The following is a 20,989-nucleotide window of genomic DNA, read 5'->3' on the forward strand; positions in this document are numbered from 1 at the left end:
TTCTCAAAGAAAGAAGGCTGATACGTTACGGGCAAATATCGCTTTTTTATCCTTTTGTTCAAAAAAACAGCGTCACCGCCATGGATCAGCTCCTTTCTGAAGAATGAGTAGATCTCCGCTTGAGAAGTTGCTGCATGCCTCTTCAAGCCGTTTGCCAGCCGGTTTGTCTTTTTTTTCCCGAAAAACTGCATAAAAAAACCGGCCGAAGCCGGTTTAGAGTATAGACAAAATGAAAAAGCAGGCTGAGCCGGTTTTTACACGGCTACCGGTGCCTTGATCGCTGGATGCGGATCATAGCCGGACAGTTTCATATCGTCAAGCTCGATGTTAAATAAGGACTTTCCTTTTGTAAGCTGGAGGGCCGGCAGCGCTTTTGGCTCGCGTGCCAGCTGCGTTTTTACCTGCTCAATATGGTTTGTGTAAATATGCGCATCACCGATCGTGTGTACAAACTCGCCAACATCTAAGCCGCATTCATTCGCAATCAAATGCGTCAGCAGCGAATAGCCGGCAATATTAAACGGAATTCCAAGGAAAACATCTCCTGACCTCTGGTAAAGCTGACAGGAGAGCTTTCCGTCTGCCACATAAAATTGGAACATCGTATGGCACGGAGGCAGCGCCATGGACGGCACGTCTTCCGGGTTCCAGGCGGACACAATCAGGCGCCGGGAGTCCGGTGTTTTTTTGATCATTTCAATGACATCGCCAATCTGGTCAATTGTTTCGCCAAGCGATGTTTTCCAGGCGCGCCACTGCCGGCCGTATACATCCCCGAGCTCGCCGTATTGGGCGGCGAATGCTTCATCTTCGAGCACCCGCTGCTTAAAAAGCTCCATCTGCCCGTTATACTGCTCGGCGAACTCCTCGTCCACGAGCGCCCGCCGGCCGAAATCCGCCATGTCCGGACCCTCGTATTCGTTGCTTTCCACCCAGCGCTTAAACGCCCATTCATTCCAGATGTTATTGTTATGCTGAAGCAAGTAGCGGATATTCGTATCGCCTTTTAAAAACCAGAGCATTTCCGAGGCGACAAGCTTAAACGGCACCCGTTTTGTTGTCAGCATCGGAAATCCTTCGGCAAGATTAAAGCGCATCTGCCGGCCAAACACCGAGATCGTTCCCGTGCCGGTCCGGTCTTCTTTTTTATTGCCGTTTTCCAAAATGTCCCGGCATAAATCAAGGTATTGCTGTTCACTGCTGCTCACCTGAATCCCCCTTTTCAATTACGCCGAAATGAAATTTTGACGTTTTGCGGATCTGCTGGCGAAAGCCGAACTTTGCAAACCGCTCCGAGCGGAAATGGTCCTTCAGCACGACCCGGCGCCTCGCAATCCGCTTTGCCTCCGCCACCGCCTCCACCGTTAAATCGGTGTACGCTGCATGCGGGCGAAGCGGCGCAATGCCGCTTGATTCAACGGCTTCTTCAAACATCGGATCAAAATATACAACGTCAAACGACGCATCCGGCACATTTTTTAAATACATATAGTAATCGGCCGCTTCCACTTGAATGCTCCGCATTGCTTCAACAAGCTCGGCCGGTCCGTCCACCCAGGACTTCAGCCCTTCCTGGACAATATGGGCAATATACGGATTCGCTTCCAGCGACTGGATCCATCCGGACTCACCGACAGCGGCCGAGGCGGTTATGCTGTCGGCAGCCGGCCCCATTGTACAGTCGAGAAATGACATGCCAGGGGCAAGGCCGCACGCCTTTACCAGCTCATCCTCCCCGCCGGAAAGAAGCCGCTTGACCCGGAACATGGCCGAGCCCGGATGAAAAAAGAACGGGCTTCCTTCGCCGCTGTGCAGCTCGAGCCGCTCTTTGGAGACAAGCAGCACCGGACACTCATAAAAAGCAGCCAGCTTGGTCACCGGCTGCTTTTTCCGTTCTATATATGAAGCGTGAAACCTTTCAGCAAGCAGGGCTGCTTTTTGTTTTACAGCTCTGTCTGCCCGCTGCGACGTTGTGACAATCACTGGCAGTGCTGGTCAAACGCCGTTGTTAAATTGGAAATAATGGCGCCAAGGTCCTGTCCTTCAATTTCGTGGCGGGGCACAAAATGAACGACCTTGTTTCCTTTTAACAGCGCCATAGACGGCGAGGACGGCTCATATTCCGGCATCCACGCGCGCATCGCTGCCGTTGCTTCACGATCCTGCCCGGCAAAAACCGTCACAAGATGATCCGGTGCATGCTCGTTCATGGCCGCCTGGGCAGCCGCCGGACGGGCAAGGCCCGCCGCGCAGCCGCAGACGGAGTTAATGACAACAAGCGTTGTTCCTTCCGCTGATTCCATATAATTATTTACTTCTTCTTCCGTAGTCAGTTCCGTAAAGCCGGCATTGGTCAGCTCGGCACGCATTGGAATGACCATTTGCTTCATGTATTCTTCATAGGCATTCATATTTTCTTCCTCCTTTATTGATTGCGGGCTTCGGTCATTTGCTTCCAGACCGAGCCTTTGGCCTGTTCTCCGCCTTCAATCCGCTCAATCGCCATTAATACCTGCATTTTCACTTCAAACTCAGGATCATCGGCTGCTTCATGCAGAGCCGGAAGTGCGGCCTCACTGCCCGCCTCATATAAAAACATCGCGGCACGCCAGCGGACAATTTTGCTTTTGTCCTTCAGCGCCTGAATCATCGCGTCCTCTGCTTCCGGGAAGCCAAGATCGCTCAGGCAGTCTCCTGCTGTCCGCCGCACGGTAACGGCCGGGTCTTCAAGCGCTTTGTAAAGCACCGGCAGAATCTGTTTATCTTCAATCATGCCGGCATACACAACCGCCAGCCGGCGAATCGCCGCTTTTTCATCATTCAGCGCTGCTTCTAAAAGCGGCATATCGTCGAGATCCGGGTCCGGCATCTGCTCAAACTGCTGATAGCGCGTCCGCCAGTCGGATTCCGCAAGCCAGGCGTCTTTTTCCGGCTTGATGCCGTGCTCTTTATGCTGCACGAGCGGACCGCCTGCTTTTGCCGCTTCAACGAGCCGTTCAACCCGCTCCTTCGGGTAAGCCGCCATCACTTCTTCCATCAGCTCCGGCGCGATCGCTTCAAGCTCTCCGTACCGGATGCCGAATTCCTGCCATTTGCGCTCTAAAATATAATTGTCGCCGCCGTCTCTCGTCAGCTCGGCGAAAGCTTCCTGACAGTAATCCGGAAGCGCCACCCGCTTTTCCTCGTCTGCCGAAACAAGCTTTAACTGCAGCGGAACGCCTTTATATACCTGGATAAAGGTTTCCACTTCTCCAAAATGCTCCAGCGGCTTGGCAGCTGTTTCCTCCGCATCCGTTTCACCGAATGCAGCGCGGACATTTGGCAGGATATCCTGCCAGTCGTAGCGCCCGTTCCGCTCAAGAGCGATAAAGTCGGCGACGTGGTACACACCTTTGACACCCTCAATTTTTAAAATAGCCTGGATTATTTCGGGCGCTCCTTCTGCAGTCTCCGGCTTGTAATTGGTGCTTTTGCCTGCCGCAAGCTCTTCATCCAAAATAACTTTCATTGTATTCGGGCTCGGCGTCGGCTCGATTTTAACAATCTTCATGCTGGACTCCTCCTCCTCGTTTGGAAAAAAATCCGTCCAGGCTCGGGGACGGATTTATTCCTTGTTTCGTTCATTTACCTTTTTCAGCGCCTCAATGCGCTTCGGGTCTTCTTCAAAATATTCCACCAGGTCTGCGATCCGGTTGATAGAATCGGAACTTAAATGATGTTCAATTCCTTCTACATCCTCGTAAATGTGCGTTTCATCTACTCCGATCACCGACAAAAACCGCTCAAGCAGATCGTGCCGCTCTACCAGGCGCCGGCCGATTTTTTGCCCCTTCGCCGTCAACATAAGCCCCCGGTACCGCTCGTACACAAGGTATTCATCTTTATCGAGCTTCTGGACCATTTTCGTTACGCTGGACGGATGGACCGACAGTGCGCCGGCGATATCCGAGACACGCGCATATCCTTTTGTATTAATCAGCAGATAAATCTGCTCTATGTAATCCTCCATACTCGGTGTCGGCATAAGGACGTTCCCCCTGACATTCTCATCAATAAAAGTGTACTATAACTATTTCCGCTAAACAAGGAAAAAGCCGGGCAAGAGCCGGCTTACGATAGCTTATCTCCGTACTGTTTCAATTTTTCCCCGACCGTGCATTCAGTAATACAGAATTTATGAGCAGCAATTTTGCCTTTTTCTTTGCGCAATGTGCTTTTGACGAGGCAGTCTTTGCAGTACGTATTTAATATCTCTTCTACTTCGAGCAAAAGTTGAGTTCGGCTCAACACGCGGCACCTGCCTTTCACATTAAATCCCAATCTCAGCGTTGCTTGAGATTGACGTCCCAAAAAGCGCTTGGCGCGCAAGCTGGTCAGCTTCTTTATTGTGCCTTCTATCGATTGGTTTGTAAAGCGGCTTAATGCGCATTGACATCATTTTTTCTTCGATCCGTGCCAGAAACCTGGCGTGGCTTTCTTCGTAGCAGGGCCAGTCCCCTTCCAGCTGGTTTAATACTGTCAGCGAATCGCCGGAAATGGTAACCGGCTGGCTTTTAACACCAAGTTCTTCCAGCTTTTGCATAGCAAAATACAGCGCTGCATACTCGGCCTCATTATTGGATTCGAGCCCGGACAGCTCCGCATTTTCCCGCAGCCGGTACCGGCGTCCTCCCTTTGAATAATAAATGGCGGTTCCCACACCGGCGCTGCTTGATTCTACATCAAAACTGCCATCGAACAAAACGGTGATTTTTTCCGGCTCTTCATCCAGCTGTTCGTTTAATTTTTTAAACTCCTTCAGTGTCCACTCATGTCCAAGCTCATCAATAATTTCGATTTCTTTGGCACGGCCGGTTTTTAAAAGATCATCCGTCAGCCTGAGCACAAGCTGGCGGTCAACCGGGTCAGAGGTAAACACGGTTTTCATGCCTTTAAACTCATACATAAACCGAATTGTCATTTGCATTTTGCAGCCTCCATTCTTTAAAATAAAAAAGAAAAAGATCGGGGGAATCAAGATGTTTGAAGTATATACGGATGGGGCTTCCACCGGTGATCCAGGGCAGGCGGGTGCAGGCGTTGTTATCCGCCGGGACGGCAAAACCGAGCGTTTTTCCATTCCGCTTGGCGAAATGGACACACATGCAGCTGAATTTACGGCGGTGATTAAGGCGCTTGAGCTGTGCAAGGAACGCGGTGCCCAGACGGTTTCACTGCGAAGCGACTCGCAGACCGTAGTTGCCGCCATTGAAAAAGAATATATTCACAAGCCGGCCTACAAGCCGCTTCTTCAAACGATTTTAACAATGGCCGATGAATTTCCGCTTTTTTTTGTTAAATGGATTCCATCCAAGCAGAACAAAGCGGACCAGGAAGCCAAAAATGCGGTCCGGGCCAACCGTTAACCGGCGGCCGGCCGGTTATGGCCGGACCGCTTTGCTTGATATCATATAATGCCCGGTCTGCTTTATCCCTAAACGCTTGGACCGATTCTCCTTTATAGATGACGATTCTTTTTCATTGACGTTCATCTGCGGCTGTTTTGGCTCACGGACTCATCACGGCTCTTGTCCTAGTCAAAGCCAAACGGATCTACTTCTATATAACCGGTATGGCGGGCAAATTTCGCCAGCCCCTTCATGCCGTTCGCCTCAATAAAGGAAACGGCCCGGTCCGCTGCGCCGGTATATTTCGCCTGCTCCATTGACCATTCCAGCGGCACATCATAATGAATTTGAGCTAATTTTTCTGACATGCGGAGCATTTCCTCGCCTTCCCGCAGCTTTTTCTGGACGGATGGGGTCAGCTTTTCGATTCCTTCCAGCACGCCGTCTGTTGTACCAAATTCGCGAATCAGCTTTACGGCCGTTTTTTCACCGATGCCTTTTACGCCGGGGTATCCGTCCGCCGCATCGCCCATCAGCGCTTTTACATAATGAAACTGCTCCGGCTCGATGCCGTATTCTTCACGGAACAGGGCAGCATCATACGACTTCCAGTTGCCGTAGCCGGTTTGGAGAAGCCATACATAATTATGGCCGTTTAATAGCTGCAATAAATCCCGGTCTCCTGTTAAAATGTACGTTTCAATGCCTCTGGTCCATTTCGAAATGGTGCCGATGCAGTCATCCGCTTCAAAGTTTTTCACTCCGGCATTAAGAAGAGAAAACGCAGCCGTTGCTTCCTGCGCCAGGCTGAACTGCGGCACCAGCTCGGCGGGCGGAGCGGGCCGGTGCGCTTTATAGGAATCAAACATATCGGTTCGGAAGGTGTTTTTTCCCATATCCCAGCAAACCGTAATATGGGTCGGCCGGATGCGGTCAGCTGCCGCAAACAGATGGCGGATCAGGCCATGGACCGCATTGGTCGGCACTCCCTGTTCATTAAACATAAACCGGCCGCTTGGCGCTGTTTGATAAAAAGAACGGAACAAAAGCGCCATTCCATCCACAAGCAGTAATTTTTCATTTGTCAAAAATATCATGCCTTTCTGTTTCAATCGGGCGTAACTCATCGCTTGACCAGTCGCTGTAGCTGCCCGGGTATAATTTCACATTAGTAAAGCCGGCCTGCTTCAGGGCGATAATGTTAGGAGTGGCGGATACACCCGAACCGCAATAAACAATAATTGGTTTGTCCCGGTCAATACCGGCAAACCGTTTCTTTTGTTCAGAAGCAGGCTTCCATTTTCCCTTTTCCATTGCTTCTCCAAAAAACCGGTTGATGGCGCCAGGAATGTGCCCCGGCACCCGGTCAAGCGGCTCGGTTTCGCCCAAATATCGCTCGGACGCGCGCGAGTCAATGAGCAGCGCCGAGCCGGATGCCACTTCCTCCGCGTCCGCAGCCATATCCTCCTGAAGCTCAAGCGTCAGCCGGCCCGTCCGGCGTTCCGGCTTTTCATCTGTCACCGGCAGTCCCGCTTCGGTCCAGGCGGAAAAGCCGCCGTCTAAAATAAACACATTTTGGTGTCCGGCATAGGAGAGCAGCCACCAGAGCCGGCCGGCAAACATCGAAACACCGTCATCATACGCTACAACGGGGGTATCATCCGAGACGCCGCAGCTTTCCATAAACGCCTGAAACACGGTCATATCGGGAAGTGGATGACGTCCGCCTCCCTGCCCCTTTTCGCCGGATAAGTGATGGTCTAAATGCGCATAATATGCGCCGGGTATGTGGCTTTTTTCGTACAGGGCCGCTCCTTCTGCCGGGTCTGCCAGGTTAAACCGGCAGTCAAAAATGGCAGCCTGCTCCAGATTTTCATTCAGCCAGTCGGTTGTAACGATCATCCAATCGCTCCTTCTCCATTAATTTTTTCACATGGTCTTTCGGGTCCCAGCAGTTAAACCGGCAGCCCGGGTTTGTTTCATACCCGAGCCGGCCGCATTTATACAGCATACTTCCCTGCTGCTTTAGCGCCTGGAAGTGGCGGCACGTTGCACAGGCATGAAAGCGCGAATTACGAGATGTCACGAAGAATCTGCTCCCACTCCTGCAGGTTTCCGTTTTGCTCAAATACGAGCAGCCACGCATCAAACTGCTCAGTTACATCAAGAAGCGCTGCTTTTTTCACTTCTTCTGTCCCGCCGTCAATAAAGCGGTGTGCGTTTTGAAGAAGCACTTCTTTCTGCTCTGCTAAGTAGGCGTCCGCCATCCCTTCCATTTGCTCCTGCAGCGTCTGCATCATCGTCTGCTTTTCATTTTTTTCAAAGAATGATCTGGCGTTTTTAAACAGTGCCAGCGCAGCGGAAAAAGCTCCGAGCTTCGCATCCTGGAATGCCGTCTCAAAATCAGGCACAATGAGCTTTCCTGTTTCTGTTCCGGACAGCAAAAGCTCCGGCTCAATCATTGCCGCCTTTTGTTCAAAACGCGCCTGTTTGTCCTCGATCAGCCTGCGGCCATGGTTTTCCACCCGGATAGAGGTGGCCCGCATTTCCTGGGCCAGATCATACCCAACTGACTGCAAAAGCTCGCCAAGCGCTTTTTGAAGAGCCGCTTTAATGTCTGCATTTCCACTCAAGGTCGCCGGATTAAACGACTCCTTGAAAAAATCGGAGAAACGGTAAAATACCCGCTGTTTCACATAGTGAACAAGCTCATCAAGCTCCTGTTCCATCCGTTTTTTCTCCAGGACTGTTCCTTCCTGCTTAATGACAGAGATAATTCGGCTTTTTTTGTCGTGAAGCTCCGCTTTTTTCTGCTCTCCCTGATGAATGCTTTCCCTTGCTGCCGCAATCAATTTCTGAAGCTGGCTTACGCCGCGCTCCGCCTCCGCTTCTGCCGACTGTACCGCCATATGCGCCAGGTCCTGATGCAAGAAGGCGCGGAACGGCTCTTTAAACTCCTTCATGCCGGACTTCGGATGCTCCCACTCACCGCGCATTGCTTCCTGCACCGCCAGCATGCTAGATACTCCATGCAGCCTAGGGAACCGGATGCCGTATTGAAGCAGCTGATCGCGCACATATGCTTTTACATCATTCAATTCTTCCTGGTCTGCCGCCAGGTCAATCGCATTAATGATAAAAAACATTTTATCGAGCTCAAACGCATCCTTGACCCGGCCAAGCTGAATAAGAAATTCACGGTCGGCTTTGGAAAACGCATGGTTGTAATACGTCACAAACAAAATGGCATCCGCATTTTTAATATACTCAAAAGCCACGCCTGTATGGCGGGCATTGATCGAATCCGCTCCCGGCGTGTCAACAAGCGTAATGCCAAGGCGGGTAAAATCACAGTCATAATACAAATCAATCGACTCCACATAGCAGCTTTTCTTTTCGTCCGCCACATACTGCTTAAACGTTTCAAGGTCCACGCAGATCGTTTCGCCTGCCTGCGTCTGGTAATCCTTGTAGCCGGCGTGGAAAGCCCGCAGGAAAGAGAGGTGAATTTTTTCTTTTCCTTCTCCTTCATTCGCAGAAAGAACCCCGGGCACAATATTATACGCGTCATCCAAAGAAGAAGCGCTCCGGCCAAACAATTCAAGTGACGCATTCACGTCGGCAAGCATAACAGAGCCGGGCTTCAGGTGAACATCTGCGGTCCTGTGTTCATGCGTGCCGTCTACCGGATGAATACGGTTTACCGCAGCCGTTGTCGGATTTGGTGAAACCGGCAGCACTTTTTCTCCAAGCAGGGCATTCGCAAACGAAGACTTTCCGGCAGAAAACGCACCGAAAAGAGCAATCGTGTACGTCCGGTTTTCGAGCCGCTCTGCTTTTTGAATAGCTCCGTCCACAAAGCGGGCAAAGCCCGGTACACTTTGAAGGCGGGAAGCCATTTTACGAAGCCTTGCCGCGGCCGCTTCTGCATCTCCGGCTTCGCCAGCAGGCTCAGGTCTCTCTTCCGGAGCTTCCTCTTTCTCAAGTGTCGCCGCGGTCCACTGTTCAACGCCGTCATACAGCACGGCTTCCCCATCTTCCGCCTGCCATTGCTCCTGCAGCTTTTGCAGCACGCGCGGCAGCACGGGATCTTCATCTGCGACAATCTGGCGCAGCGCCTGCTCACGCTCCGTCCGTTCTTCCTCCAGTGCACGCAGGTATTGTTTCGCCTCCAGCCGCTGCGCCCATACCCGGTGGTCTGCTTCGAACGCCGCATACTCGCTGCGGAACTGCTCCTTTAAAACAGGGACGGCTTCTTCCTTCCACCTGTCCGATACTTCACGCGCGCGCTTTTTGACCAGGGACGCCACGTCTTCCGCATAATTAAGCACGGCATCTCCGGTTACGCCAGCGCCCGGCTTTACCGCCGCTCTGGCAACAGATTCATCAACGGGAACCGCCAGCTCCTCGGCTTTTAGGGCAAGAGCCGGTTCATCGAGGCCGGTTTCTTTCAGCCAGGCAGCGCTCACCTGGCGGACCGCCCAGGCAAGCTGTGATTCGGCCTGTTTTGTTAAATCTGTCACAAAAGCGTGCAGACGGCGCTCCCGCTCTTCTTCTGTTTTCTTTTTCGCAAACAGCATTCCTACTTTAAAATCCGGCCGTGTGGATTCCAAATAGCCGCGGGCCAGTTCCCGTACAGCGGCCGGCATTAGAATCGCATTTTTCAGCACATCATCACGCTTTTCCTCATATTGCTTTATCCAGGCCGCTGCGTCGCGTTTTGTTAATTCAGAACGAAGAGACGCTTCTTTATCTTCAATGGACAGAGCCCCTGCTTCTTCTACAACTGTCTTAAACGGCTGCGCCGTCTGCTTCTGCTGCTCGGCCAGCCATTCCATATGCTCATGCACAAGCCGGTTCATCATCGTCTGGGCGGACTGCTCGGCCAGCTGCTCCCGGTTTTCCATGCTGTCATGAATCAATTTCTGGACTTCATCAAAATCGTTATACGGAAGATCCCGTTTGCGCAGGCTGGTAAAGAAAAAAGCTTCCGGCTCCACATTCCACGTTGCAAACGATTCTTTGACCGACTGCCGGAATGCGTCAAAGGACAGCTCTTCCTCTTTATGCTTATCAATCTGATTAATAATCAAATAAAGCTTAACGCCATGGGACAAAAGCTCTTTTGTGTAAATAAAATTCAGTTCCGACTGCACGTGGTTGTAATCCATTACGTAAAACACCATGTCCGCAAGATGCAGCGCGGATTCAGTAGAAATCCGGTGGGCGTCATCTGTGGAATCGACTCCCGGGGTGTCCATAACCGTCACATCCGGCGGCAGGCTGGAGCCGGCGTGCCCGATTTCAATGGATGCCACTTCATCTCCGTCTTTCGCAAACTTTTTCACATGGTCCATGTCGTACGGCGCCTGAAAAAGCAGAGGCCGTCCTTGATGGTAGTGAATTTTTGCGTAATCTTCCCTGGCAGGCTTGATTTTCACCACATTCGCACTTGTTGGAATCGGGCTTGACGGCAAAAGCGCTTCTCCGGCCAGTTCATTAATCATCGTTGATTTGCCGGCTGAAAAGTGGCCGCAAAACGCCACGATAAATTCATTATCATGCAGCTTGCGGAGAAACAGCGCCGCTTTGTCAGCGCGTTCGATATCTCCATTATGTATAAATTGTTCGTATAAACGGGCAGTGCGGGCACGGATTAATTCAAGCATCCGCTCGGCTGTTTGCGTTTCCATAAATGACATCCCCTTTGGTGCAATGCGTTTTCTTTTATTGTATACGATTTTTCCCCAATAAAAAAGGATACAGCGGCCCGAAATCTTTCGTCCTCTGCATCCTTGAGCGATTATTTTTTTAAAGCAGGCGCTTTGTTTCCTTTTGCCGTATGATCAAGCACATATTTCATTACTCCGCCGTAAATAACAACTGTTGCGGCCGTAAATAACCAGACCATCAAAACGCCCTCTTTCTTAATTGATAATAATTTTCATCCTCAATGGTATCTTATCATCTTTCAAAAAAGAATACAACGAAAAAAACGCTGTTATGAAGCTCTATTTTCTTTTAAACCTTACTCAACAGCATGACAAAAAGAGCCGGCAGGTGGAGTTTTCGTCCGGCCGGCTTCACCTACCAGCTTTATTCAAAAAAATCGTTTTAATGTAGTTTTCCGCCAGCCTGAGAGTGGCGGTTTTATCGACAGTCCTGCAGGCGCTTTTGTTAAGCCCCGTGTTCAATGCTCAGCACAAGCCGGTATTCTCCGGCATCCTGAAACGACAAAGGCAGTTCAATTGCCTGTTTAAATCCCGAAATTTTCGAATCTCCTACAATAATGGTTGGCGGTGTAATATCAATAGCAACCCCTTTTTCAGACAGGGAAACACCCATGTTTCCAGCGATCATATTGACGACTTCGCCGGCAAATGATTCAACCATCGGTCCTTCAATCGGCATCCCAAACATCCTGGTTCCAAGACTTGCAAACGCCTCTTCTTTTCCAACAAGAATAATGCGTCCCGGCAGGTCACCGGTCACTCCGATAAATACCCCTATGGCATGATGGTCAAAAGACCCATTTAATAAAACTGGCTTTCCAACTGTCAATTCCGCTGGAATAATTGCCTTCATGGCACTGACGGCGCAGTTTAATACTTCTTTAACAACATTGCTTTGATCCTGCTGGCCATTGGCCATAGTAGCCACCCCCGTGTGTTTCTTCCTATTTTACAGGAAAAACGCACATATGTCAGCCCTTTTTTACCAAGTCGTTTGGTCTATATATTAAGCTGAAGAAACGCCGGAGAAGAATATTTCCCCGGCAGCTGTTCTTAGTTTTGATAATTGTACTGCTCTTTTCAATTCGGCCGTCTTCATCATGAATAATAGCCATTGTCCCCGCTTCTTTACCCGCACCTTCGATTTAAAAGCGAAAAACTTATTCTTCTATCACCAAACCCTTGTGTATGGGTAACGTTCTTTAATAAATTCGGCATGGTACTTCCCGTGCGATTTTGCTTTCATCAAGCTTCTATAAACGTATTCCGGAACATTCTTGTAGTCGTATATGCTCTGGTCTTGAAATTCAATCCGGAGAATTTGGTGGAACGGGTCGTATCCGGCCCGCTTCAAATGAGTGGACGAAACAGGCTCCAATTCCATTGATTTGCGCTCCTCTCTGCTGCCTCGTTTTTCATTACCCTTTCCTTTTTGCCGGGTTGTTTAAACGAAAAAGCAGCCGCTCTAAAAAAAAGAGAGGCTGCTCGGACTTGTTTACTTTACTTCTTGTAAATTGAACTGATACACTTTCACCTGATTCCGCCCGTTTTCTTTTGCGTTATACAGCGCCCGGTCTGCGCAGCGGATAAGCTGGTCGGGTTCTACCGCCTGTTCTGGAAGCATGGTGGCTGCGCCTACACTTACTGTGACGCTGGAGCTGACGGCAGACTGAATATGGGGAATTTGTAATGACACAATGGCTTTCCGCATGGTTTCCGCGATAAGGTGAGCTTGTTTTTCGTTTGTATCTGGAAGAATAACCGCAAATTCTTCTCCGCCGTACCGCGCAGCTGCATCGGCAGGGCGGGGAACGGAACCTGCTAAAGCAGCCGCTACTTTTTTCAAGCAGTCATCCCCTTCTAAATGCCCGTATGTGTCATTGAATTTTTTAAAATAATCAATATCCAGCATAATAAGAGAGAGAGGCTGCTGATAGCGGAGAGCTCGGTTCCATTCTTTTTCCAGCAAGCCATCAAACGTACGGCGGTTCGCAATGCCGGTCAATCCATCGAGAGATGAGATAGCCTGCAGGCGTTCATTGGCTTCCTGCATTTTTCTCTCTGCTTCTTTTAATTCAGTAATATCCGTAAAAACACCCACATAATTCATCGTATTTCCGAATTTATCGGTTACTTCGCTTATATTAATTAACTCTGCGTATGCATGTCCATCCTTGCCCTTATTCCAAATTTCTCCTTTCCATTGTCCTGTATGCTTAAGATCCTTCCACATTTTCCGGTAAAACGCCGGATCATGCTTTCCCGACTTCAGCATACGGGGATTTTGCTGCAAAGCTTCTTCAGGTGAATAGCCCGTTATACTTGTAAATCCGCCATTTACAAAGACAATTTTTCCTTTCGCATCTGTAATCATGATGCCCTGCTGGGTCGTTTCCAGGACCTTTTCAAACAGCTGCAGCTTTCTGAAATTCTCATTTGACCGCACAATATAGCTCGAAATATAGTAAATAACAAAGCCGCCGACTGCACATACTCCCCCGAAGTACAGGAGTGTTTTCGCTAACTTCTGCGTATCTTCCATCAAAAAAACGAGCGCAATGGAAACAAGGACCACACTGCCTGCATTCATCACCATAAATTTCCTGAATACTGTAAGATTTGTTTTACGTATGAGCGCACATGCCACAGTAAACAAAATAAAAATCACTACGGCTGTAACGGATGATTCGTTAACCCCAAATAAGAGCACCCGGCTTACTGAACAAATAATAGCTGCGATCGTTCCGCTCAGCATGCCGCCGTATATAACCGCCAAAATGATGGTGAAAAGCCGCAGGTCGATGATAATTGTCTCTGTTACCTGAATGGAAAAAGTCATTAAGATAATTCCAATTACGCCAGCAAAAACACCGCCCATAATTTTGGTTCTCTTTGACGAATACATCGGCTGATGCTTGAATGCTTCCCCTGAAACAGCTAAAAACGAGATGATAATTGCCAGATTGATAATTAAGTCTCTATACACAGTCCTGCCTCTTCCGGATAGTAAATTTGATCTATAACATTATTTTATTCTACAATGAAATAGCCGGCTAGACAACGTTTTCATTATTTATTCACAAATTCCCATTTGTCACTTCGGAAAAAAGGACGCACATAACAAAAAAAGAGCAGCCCCTGTGTGACCGCTCTTTATGCATTGTATTTTGCGAGATATTTTTCTTTTGCCAGAGCGTAACGCTTGATATTCTCCTCTGTTTTTTCAGCGGAAGCAATATCATACAGCCTGGCCAGCTCATCAGCATCAAGGCGGATATCCCTTATATCAATGCCCCCCAGGTTCTTTCCGTCAATTCGATTCAGTAAGGACTCGTCACCCGTAATCACCATTTTCTCGCCGGTATACATCATTTTCAATGAACTGATCCTCTTTTCTGCGGGCCAGCACTCGCACGGACTGGATGCGCGGCTTTTCCCTCGTTTTCACATTCGATGCTGTTTAGTTTTTCACCGGCCGCCCATTTTATCCAATGCCGGTTTCAAGCGTCCCATCACCGGGCCGCTAATAAAAGACCAGTACATGCTTGTCCAGGTACTTATGAAAAAACCATTCCCCCGCTGCAATGCTGGCGGCAGAACTCAAGGAAACAGCCAGGATATCACCGCTCATAAACTGTGTTCTGATCATAAGCCAGATAATAAAGAAAGCAATTATAGCGTCCGAAACAGCAGCAACGGCATTTCTTTGCGCAGGGTGTACATAACGCTTATAGTCTTTGCCTACTCCCTGGAAAACGATTAAATCCCCAAATATATAAGCAGTAATTGTCAGAACACCACTAATAAGAAGTGTGATTTTAAACGCCACGCCGCAAATGCCAGTAAGTATCACGCCAAGGATCGCCGCAGTCATAAGAAATTTAAGAACGATGGCTTTCATATGGACCAACGCTATTCCTCCTTTTCTTTTCCAGCTGTTTACTACCCAAAACATAATAACCACCTGGCACCGGTTTAAAACCTCCTTCAGCTTTCGTATTGATTACTTGTTTCAGCCTGCCATGTTTCACAAGCAGCACAATGGCTCCAACTTTCCCCCGCTCTTTTTATACCGCCGCTACACCTGCTGCTTTAAAGCTGGAGATTTATAAATATCCGTATTAATATTAGTACCAACCCTGCTGCCGACACTAATATGCGTTTTCTTTCTCCGTTGGCGCCTGTTCACTGGAGACGGCTTCATGGATCAAGTCAACACTATCAGGATCATAAAGCCAGCGTAACGCGCCCTTGCAGAGGCCAGTGTGTTTTTTAATGGATCGTATTGTTTAATAAAACATCCATCTTTTTATCCCCTTAATTGGCTTCCAGTTCTTTTACTTTAATTATAAAGCCATCTTAAAAACGATGGGCTTCAGTTAAATTTTTTAACAAGAGCATTTGACCATGTGTATCCATTTTCTGCATAATAAGCCTCCTGGTTGTTCATTCTATATATGTGAAATCCGACGAGATGAAAGGAGCTTTTTCATGCAGAATAACCAAGCGCCCATTCCTTATCCGCCCAGAGCTCTCTCAACAAAAGATCTGCTTTATTTAAAGGATGCTTTATCGTGGGAGCTTCTTGCCTTTAAGAAATTTCATTTCTTTGCCCAGCAGGTAAGCAATCCAGATATCCAGCAGGCACTCGACAGAGCAGGAAAAATGCACCAGGACCACTTTCAAAAGCTGCTTGCCCATCTGCAGGTCGATAACAATGCTGCATTAGCCAGCCTGCCCGAACAGCAGCAGGGGCAATAAACGAAACGGAGGCGGAATAAATGTCAAACCAGCAGAACCAGAATCAAATTGCCAATCCTCAGACAGGGCAATTGCCAAAAGTAAAAAGTCCCGATATGAACGACCGGGATTTTCTTAATGATGGCCTCAGCACCTGTAAATATTTAACGGACAGCTTAAATATTGCTGTACGCGAAGCAAGCCACGAACAGCTGTATTCGGACATGCTTCAGATTCTTACCGAAACACATCAAAGCTGCCGTGAGCTTTATCATTTGATGTTTCAAAACGGCTGGTACAAGCTTGAAGCCGAGGAACAGCAGAAAATTGATAAAGCGTATAAGCAATTTGGCAATTACTCTTCGCAATTTCCTTATTAAATGCAAAATTAACTCCAATTTATCATCAAAAGTTTTCATTATTTGAACAAAAAATACGTCACTCGCACTTCTTTTCATATAAAGAACTGCAGGTGACGTATTCATTTTTTATACTTTTAAAGCATGAGACTGTTTCTTTTAAGAAACTTTCAGAGTGTAGACAAAGTTAGAAAGCAGGCTGATTGAAAACGTTTAGCTTTCCAGAAACGCAGCCGGCAAGTGACGCCGAAAGCGAACGTTTGTCAACAGCCTGACTGTTTTTTTAAGAAACTTTGTTTTCCACGACAGAAACGGGCGCTTTTTTGCGTCCGATCTCATTGAAAATAATATTTAACACAATCGCTGTAACGCTGCCCGCCACAATGCCGTTGCCCGTTAAAATCTGCACGCCGCCCGGCAGGCCGGCAAACAAATCCGGCACAACGGTTACGCCAAGGCCAAGGCCGACGGAGCAGGCGATAATCAGCAGGTTTTCCTGGGCATTCATATCGACCCGGCCAAGCATTTTAATGCCCTGCGCTACCACCATACCGAACATGGCAATCATGGCCCCGCCCAGCACACTCGATGGAATGATGGTCGTAAAAGCGCCGATTTTCGGCACCAGGCCAAGCAGGATTAAAAAGCCGGCTGTGTAAAAAATAACATTCCGTGACTTAATGCCCGACAGCTGCATCAGCCCGACATTTTGTGAAAAAGCAGTGTATGGAAACGCGTTAAAGATTCCGCCCAATACAATCGCAAGCCCTTCTGCCCGGTAGCCTTTCGCCAGGTCTTTTTCCGTTACCTCTTCATCGCAAATATCGGAAATGGCAAAGTACACGCCGGTTGATTCTACAAGGCTGACCATCGCCACTAAAATCATAGTAATAACGCCTGTCCACTCAAATGATGGAATGCCGAAGTAAAACGGCTGAATAAAGTGAAACCAGGAAGCCTCTGTTACCGCGGAAAAATCAACTTTCCCCATAAAGGCGGCAATCGCCGTGCCTGCCAAAAGGCCAATCAGCACTGAAATCGAGCGGGCAAAGCCTTCGAAAAACCGGTACAGGACCAGAATAATAGCCAGTGTGGCAAAAGCAAGCGTAATGTTTTCGGAAGAGCCGAAGTCCGGGCTTCCCTGTCCGCCGCCCATATTGTTCATCGCTACAGGAACAAGCGTTAAGCCAATAATCGTAACAACCGACCCCGTCACCACCGGCGGGAAAAAGCGGACGAGCCGGCTGAAAAATGGTGCAACGAGCAAAACAAAAACACCCGATGCGATGATCGCGCCGTAAATTGCGGAAACGCCGTTTGCGGCACCAATCGCGATCATCGGGCTGACAGCGGTAAATGTACACCCAAGCACAACGGGCAGGCCGATGCCGACCCATTTGCCGCGGTACACCTGCAGGAGCGTCGCAATCCCGCACATGAAAATATCAATGGAAACAAGATACGTTAACTGGGCAGCATCCATGCCAACAGCACCGCCTACAATAAGCGGAACGAGCACCGCACCGGCGTACATGGCCAGAACGTGCTGGATGCCAAGCGATGCGGTTTTTAAACGATTCGGGTTCATTGCGGCACCTCCGCTTTAAACTGGATCTGCCCATTTTGAAGAGAATCGATGCGCGCGAGCGACTCTACCCGGATGCCTTCTTTTTCAAGCAGCGCCCGCCCATTTTGGAAAGATTTTTCAATCACAATGCCAATGCCGGCAACCGAGCTGCCCGCCTGCGTTACAATATCAAGAAGTCCGAGCGCCGCCTGCCCGTTTGCCAAAAAGTCATCAATAATCAGTACGGTGTCGTCTTCTGTTAAAAAAGAGCCGGAAACAGCAATCCGGTTTGTTGTTTCTTTTGTAAACGAGTAAACATCCGCTGTCAGCAAATCATCCGTCATGGTGAGCGACTGGCGTTTGCGTGCAAAGATGACAGGAACGCCGAGCACAAGTCCCGTCATAACAGACGGAGCAATGCCGCTTGATTCAAGCGTGACGATTTTGGTAATGCCCGCGTCCCCAAACCGATCGGCAAAGGCTTCTCCAATTTCCTTCATCAGCTGCGGATCAATTTGATGATTTAAAAACGAATCTACTTTCAAAACGTGCTCTGATAACACGCGTCCTTCCTGTTCCATTTTTTCGTGCAGACGTTTCATTGTATTTCCTCCTCTGATTCGTCTTCAGGCACAAAAAAGCCTGAAGCGCAACGTATTCCTCAAAAAGAGTGAACAATGCCTTCAGGCAGCGAACAGGAAAAAATCCGTTCTCTTGTTCACTCATAGTCGGATCATTTACGGTGTTCCGGTAGAAACTTGCAGGCCAATTCCTGCGATTATATGAGTGAATATGTTTGAATTGATAGTCATTATAATAGCATAACAATCAGAAAAATCAATACAAAACACGAACATTTTTAATTTTACTTTTCAGATTATTCGTTAAGATTCATTTGTTTTTCAACACAGGGGAGGCCTTCGATAATGAATATCGAAGGCCTTTCTTTTGGCAGCTGTCAGCCTTTCCTGCTTGGGCAGGAGCGCTCAGCTTTCGCGGCGCGGCGGGCGTTTGCCCCAGTACTGGTAGTAATCGCAGCGGATAAAGCCGTTAAACAGCTTCCGTTTTTTCGTGGCCGGGCGGCCGTAGAACTGCTCGAATCCTTCGTGGGATGTTAAAAGGTAAATCGACCAGGTATCAAGCTTTTTAAATGCTTCCCCTAAATCGGCATACAGCTTTTCAACACTGGGGCGGTCGCTCAGCCGTTCCCCGTATGGCGGATTGCCGATGATTACGCCGTACTCCTTGCCGGTTTGAAATGCAGTGGCGTCTCCCGTGCGAAAACGGATCAGGTCACCGAGCCCCGCTTCAAAAGCATTGGCTTTTGCAATATCCGCCATGCGCGGGTCCAGGTCAATGCCTTCGATATCAAGCGGCTGGTCATAGTTAGCTTTATCCTCCGCCTCGACGCGCACTTCATCCCAGATACGGTCTCCAATCCACTCCCACTGCTCTGAGATAAACTCCCGGTTAAAGCCGGGTGCAATGTTTTGGCCGATCAGCGCCGCCTCGATCGGAATCGTTCCAGAGCCGCAAAATGGGTCCACAAACGGTTTGTCGGGATACCAGTTGGTCAGCTTGACAAGCGCGGCCGCCAGTGTTTCCTTGAGCGGCGCTTCGCCCTGGCCGGACCGGTAGCCCCGCTTATGAAGGCCGGCGCCGCTTGCATCAATGGTCAACGTCACTTTGTCCTTTAAAAGAGCCACTTCAAGCGGAAAGCGGGCACCGGTTTCCGCAAGCCATGTTTCAACGCGGTAAGCGGATTTCAGCCTCTCCACGATCGCTTTTTTTACAATGGCCTGACAGTCAGACACGCTGAACAGTGTGGATTTAACTGATTTCCCCTGTACCGGGAATGAGGCATCCTTCGGCAGGTATTCTTCCCATTTGAGTGCTTTTGTTTTTTCAAAAAGCTCATCAAAAGTTTTCGCCGTAAATTCCGCGACTACGACCTTTACCCGGTCTGCGGTGCGAAGCCACATATTGCATCGGGCAATCGCCAAAGCGTCTCCTTTAAAATAGACTTTTCCGTTTTCTGTACGGGGTTCATATCCGAGATCTTTTACTTCTTTCGCTACAATGGCTTCAAGCCCCATCGCAGCGGTTGCGATTAATGTGTACATGTACACCCTCTTTTCATTTCGGTTCGTTTCATTTTTTTCATAAATGTTTATTTGCGCTAACGTTTCATAAAAAAGCAATGGTCCGTAAATAGAACAAAAGCTCCCCTGAAAAGGAGAGCCGCTTTTTTATCATTGTGTAAACCCTGAATAACGTTCTGTAAGCCATGTTTTGTACCATCGTACTGCAAACAGCCAGGGTATGGCCTCGTACTCCGGTGGCAATCATCTATCTGCGAAAAACAGCTGTTTTTCACCTTTCCTTCCGTTCATTTCCGTCCGGAAAGTGCCCCTACCAAAATTTGGGTTGCTCGCTCGCGGGGTTTACCTCGTTCCACCTCTGCCATTTCTGGCCGAGCTACGTCACTGTGGCACTTTCAAGGTATTCACACCATATCTGTAAGACGTAGGTGCTTTCCCTGCCGTCAGCAATAAATGCTGCCCTGGCTTATGATTTCGCCAGGCACGATCACTACAGGCATCTCAGCACTGTGCGAGCATGGACTTTCCTCTGCAGCCATAAAGACTGCAGCGATTACCCAAACGCTATTCGATTTCATTTCTCCATTATAAGAGATGAATTGCTGTTTCGCAATGGTAATTTATTCATTATGAAGACGATCACCAAAAACATGGCGTTCCAAGTTCGATAACCGTTTTAAAATATCAAAATTGGTTGAACCAGGAGCCGGCTGCTGCTGGCGGATCGGCGCTTCCGGAATTGGTTTCCGGGCCGCGATGGAACTGTTTTCTTTTTTCAGCCTCAAGTTTTCCTGCTGCAATTCTTCAATTGCCTGCTGAAACATTTCATAGTCTTTTATAACAAGATCTAAAAATTGATCCACTTCATCGGGATTATATCCACGCATAGAAGTTTTAAATTCTTTTTCAAGGATGTCTTTCCCCGTTAGTTTGATTTTATCCGACAACATTGTCGCGCACCACCTTCATCGAGTCCTGCCTCTTTTCGTTAATTGTTTCAAAAACAGGATCGTTTGTCAATTGGAAAGCAGGCCGCAGACGAGTTTTTCCCTTCCTTACAGCAAAGCATAAAAACTATCTTTTAAATTCGTCAACACAAACG

Annotated in this window: 23 protein-coding genes, 1 other RNA gene and 1 riboswitch; of the genes, 3 read left to right on the forward strand and 21 right to left on the reverse strand. The window is 48.7% G+C overall.

All coding sequences use genetic code 11. The annotated features are described in order from the left end of the window. Positions 1–254: 254 nt before the first annotated feature. The 7 genes from VP98_RS02250 to VP98_RS02275 form a co-directional block, all read right to left on the reverse strand. Entirely contained in the window at positions 255–1,208 is a 954-nt protein-coding gene (locus VP98_RS02250; protein WP_046173667.1) for a thymidylate synthase, read from the reverse strand. Next, the gene (locus tag VP98_RS02255; RefSeq protein ID WP_046173668.1) at positions 1,195–1,983 is read right to left on the reverse strand and encodes a class I SAM-dependent methyltransferase; all 789 of its coding nucleotides are present in this window, start codon (positions 1,981–1,983) and stop codon (positions 1,195–1,197) included. The genes VP98_RS02250 and VP98_RS02255 overlap by 14 nt, the downstream gene beginning before the upstream one ends. After that, positions 1,980–2,411, reverse strand: a complete 432-nt coding sequence (locus VP98_RS02260; RefSeq protein ID WP_046173669.1) for a BrxA/BrxB family bacilliredoxin — start codon at positions 2,409–2,411, stop codon at positions 1,980–1,982. The genes VP98_RS02255 and VP98_RS02260 overlap by 4 nt, the downstream gene beginning before the upstream one ends. Positions 2,412–2,425: 14 nt before the next feature. After that, on the reverse strand, positions 2,426–3,550 hold the full coding sequence (locus VP98_RS02265; protein WP_046173670.1) for a conserved virulence factor C family protein: 1,125 nt from the start codon (positions 3,548–3,550) through the stop codon (positions 2,426–2,428). Positions 3,551–3,604: 54 nt separating this feature from the next. Then, positions 3,605–4,024, reverse strand: a complete 420-nt coding sequence (gene mntR, locus VP98_RS02270; RefSeq protein WP_046173671.1) for a transcriptional regulator MntR — start codon at positions 4,022–4,024, stop codon at positions 3,605–3,607. Between the two features lie 86 nt (positions 4,025–4,110). After that, complete coding sequence (locus VP98_RS18435) at positions 4,111–4,287, reverse strand: zinc-finger domain-containing protein (protein ID WP_082087796.1); 177 nt, start codon at positions 4,285–4,287, stop codon at positions 4,111–4,113. Between the two features lie 22 nt (positions 4,288–4,309). After that, positions 4,310–4,966, reverse strand: a complete 657-nt coding sequence (locus VP98_RS02275) for a reverse transcriptase-like protein (protein WP_046173672.1) — start codon at positions 4,964–4,966, stop codon at positions 4,310–4,312. A 52-nt stretch (positions 4,967–5,018) separates the two neighbouring features. Here VP98_RS02275 and VP98_RS02280 point away from each other — a divergent pair, with 52 nt between their 5' ends. Continuing rightward, a complete protein-coding gene (locus tag VP98_RS02280; protein ID WP_046173673.1) occupies positions 5,019–5,405 on the forward strand; it encodes a reverse transcriptase-like protein in 387 nt (128 codons plus the stop codon). Between the two features lie 167 nt (positions 5,406–5,572). On the opposite strand, the gene VP98_RS02285 is transcribed toward VP98_RS02280, so the two are convergent. The 9 genes from VP98_RS02285 to VP98_RS02325 form a co-directional block, all read right to left on the reverse strand. Then, a complete protein-coding gene (locus VP98_RS02285) occupies positions 5,573–6,484 on the reverse strand; it encodes a 5'-3' exonuclease (protein ID WP_046173674.1) in 912 nt (303 codons plus the stop codon). Then, on the reverse strand, positions 6,465–7,289 hold the full coding sequence (locus VP98_RS02290) for a sulfurtransferase (RefSeq protein ID WP_046173675.1): 825 nt from the start codon (positions 7,287–7,289) through the stop codon (positions 6,465–6,467). Before VP98_RS02290 ends, VP98_RS02285 begins: the two co-directional genes overlap by 20 nt. Continuing rightward, positions 7,261–7,473, reverse strand: a complete 213-nt coding sequence (locus VP98_RS02295) for a hypothetical protein (protein ID WP_046173676.1) — start codon at positions 7,471–7,473, stop codon at positions 7,261–7,263. Before VP98_RS02295 ends, VP98_RS02290 begins: the two co-directional genes overlap by 29 nt. Continuing rightward, on the reverse strand, positions 7,460–11,080 hold the full coding sequence (locus VP98_RS02300) for a dynamin family protein (protein WP_052712100.1): 3,621 nt from the start codon (positions 11,078–11,080) through the stop codon (positions 7,460–7,462). The genes VP98_RS02295 and VP98_RS02300 overlap by 14 nt, the downstream gene beginning before the upstream one ends. A 484-nt stretch (positions 11,081–11,564) precedes the next feature. Then, positions 11,565–12,038 (reverse strand): chemotaxis protein CheX, encoded by a 474-nt coding sequence (locus tag VP98_RS02305; protein ID WP_046173677.1) that lies wholly within the window; start codon positions 12,036–12,038, stop codon positions 11,565–11,567. Positions 12,039–12,290: 252 nt separating this feature from the next. Continuing rightward, positions 12,291–12,503: a KTSC domain-containing protein gene (locus VP98_RS02310; RefSeq protein WP_046173678.1), complete on the reverse strand. Its 213-nt coding sequence runs from the start codon at positions 12,501–12,503 to the stop codon at positions 12,291–12,293. 111 nt (positions 12,504–12,614) lie between these two features. After that, positions 12,615–14,105 carry a diguanylate cyclase gene (locus VP98_RS18195; protein ID WP_052712101.1) on the reverse strand — a complete coding sequence of 497 codons (1,491 nt, stop codon included), beginning with the start codon at positions 14,103–14,105 and terminating at the stop codon, positions 12,615–12,617. Between the two features lie 167 nt (positions 14,106–14,272). Then, positions 14,273–14,497, reverse strand: a complete 225-nt coding sequence (locus tag VP98_RS02320; protein WP_046173679.1) for a hypothetical protein — start codon at positions 14,495–14,497, stop codon at positions 14,273–14,275. 145 nt (positions 14,498–14,642) lie between these two features. Then, positions 14,643–15,020 carry a DUF2512 family protein gene (locus VP98_RS02325; RefSeq protein ID WP_231584110.1) on the reverse strand — a complete coding sequence of 126 codons (378 nt, stop codon included), beginning with the start codon at positions 15,018–15,020 and terminating at the stop codon, positions 14,643–14,645. A gap of 590 nt (positions 15,021–15,610) precedes the next feature. On the opposite strand from VP98_RS02325, the gene VP98_RS02330 reads away from it, so the two are divergent. Together VP98_RS02330 and VP98_RS02335 are read left to right on the forward strand one after the other, a co-directional pair. Continuing rightward, a complete protein-coding gene (locus tag VP98_RS02330) occupies positions 15,611–15,880 on the forward strand; it encodes a ferritin family protein (protein WP_046173680.1) in 270 nt (89 codons plus the stop codon). A gap of 20 nt (positions 15,881–15,900) precedes the next feature. After that, positions 15,901–16,239: a spore coat protein gene (locus tag VP98_RS02335; protein ID WP_046173681.1), complete on the forward strand. Its 339-nt coding sequence runs from the start codon at positions 15,901–15,903 to the stop codon at positions 16,237–16,239. Positions 16,240–16,501: 262 nt separating this feature from the next. Here the strand turns inward: VP98_RS02335 and VP98_RS02340 are convergent, their stop codons facing one another. The 5 genes from VP98_RS02340 to gpsB all read right to left on the reverse strand — a co-directional run bounded on the left by VP98_RS02340 (position 16,502) and on the right by gpsB (position 20,837). Then, positions 16,502–17,806 (reverse strand): nucleobase:cation symporter-2 family protein, encoded by a 1,305-nt coding sequence (locus VP98_RS02340; protein ID WP_046173682.1) that lies wholly within the window; start codon positions 17,804–17,806, stop codon positions 16,502–16,504. Continuing rightward, positions 17,803–18,387, reverse strand: coding sequence for a xanthine phosphoribosyltransferase (locus VP98_RS02345; protein ID WP_046173683.1), 585 nt, complete (start codon positions 18,385–18,387; stop codon positions 17,803–17,805). Before VP98_RS02345 ends, VP98_RS02340 begins: the two co-directional genes overlap by 4 nt. A 103-nt stretch (positions 18,388–18,490) precedes the next feature. Beyond that, positions 18,491–18,591: riboswitch (purine riboswitch) on the reverse strand. 180 nt (positions 18,592–18,771) lie between these two features. Continuing rightward, complete coding sequence (locus VP98_RS02350) at positions 18,772–19,908, reverse strand: THUMP domain-containing class I SAM-dependent RNA methyltransferase (RefSeq protein WP_046174118.1); 1,137 nt, start codon at positions 19,906–19,908, stop codon at positions 18,772–18,774. 153 nt (positions 19,909–20,061) lie between these two features. Next, an RNA gene (rnpB, locus tag VP98_RS18440) (RNase P RNA component class B) lies at positions 20,062–20,452 on the reverse strand. Positions 20,453–20,507: 55 nt separating this feature from the next. Further along, the gene (gene gpsB, locus VP98_RS02355) at positions 20,508–20,837 is read right to left on the reverse strand and encodes a cell division regulator GpsB (protein ID WP_046173684.1); all 330 of its coding nucleotides are present in this window, start codon (positions 20,835–20,837) and stop codon (positions 20,508–20,510) included. Between the last annotated feature and the right edge of the window lie 152 nt (positions 20,838–20,989).

Origin of the sequence: Domibacillus indicus (genome assembly GCF_000970685.1) — a bacterium.
Lineage (GTDB): Bacteria > Bacillota > Bacilli > Bacillales > Domibacillaceae > Domibacillus > Domibacillus indicus.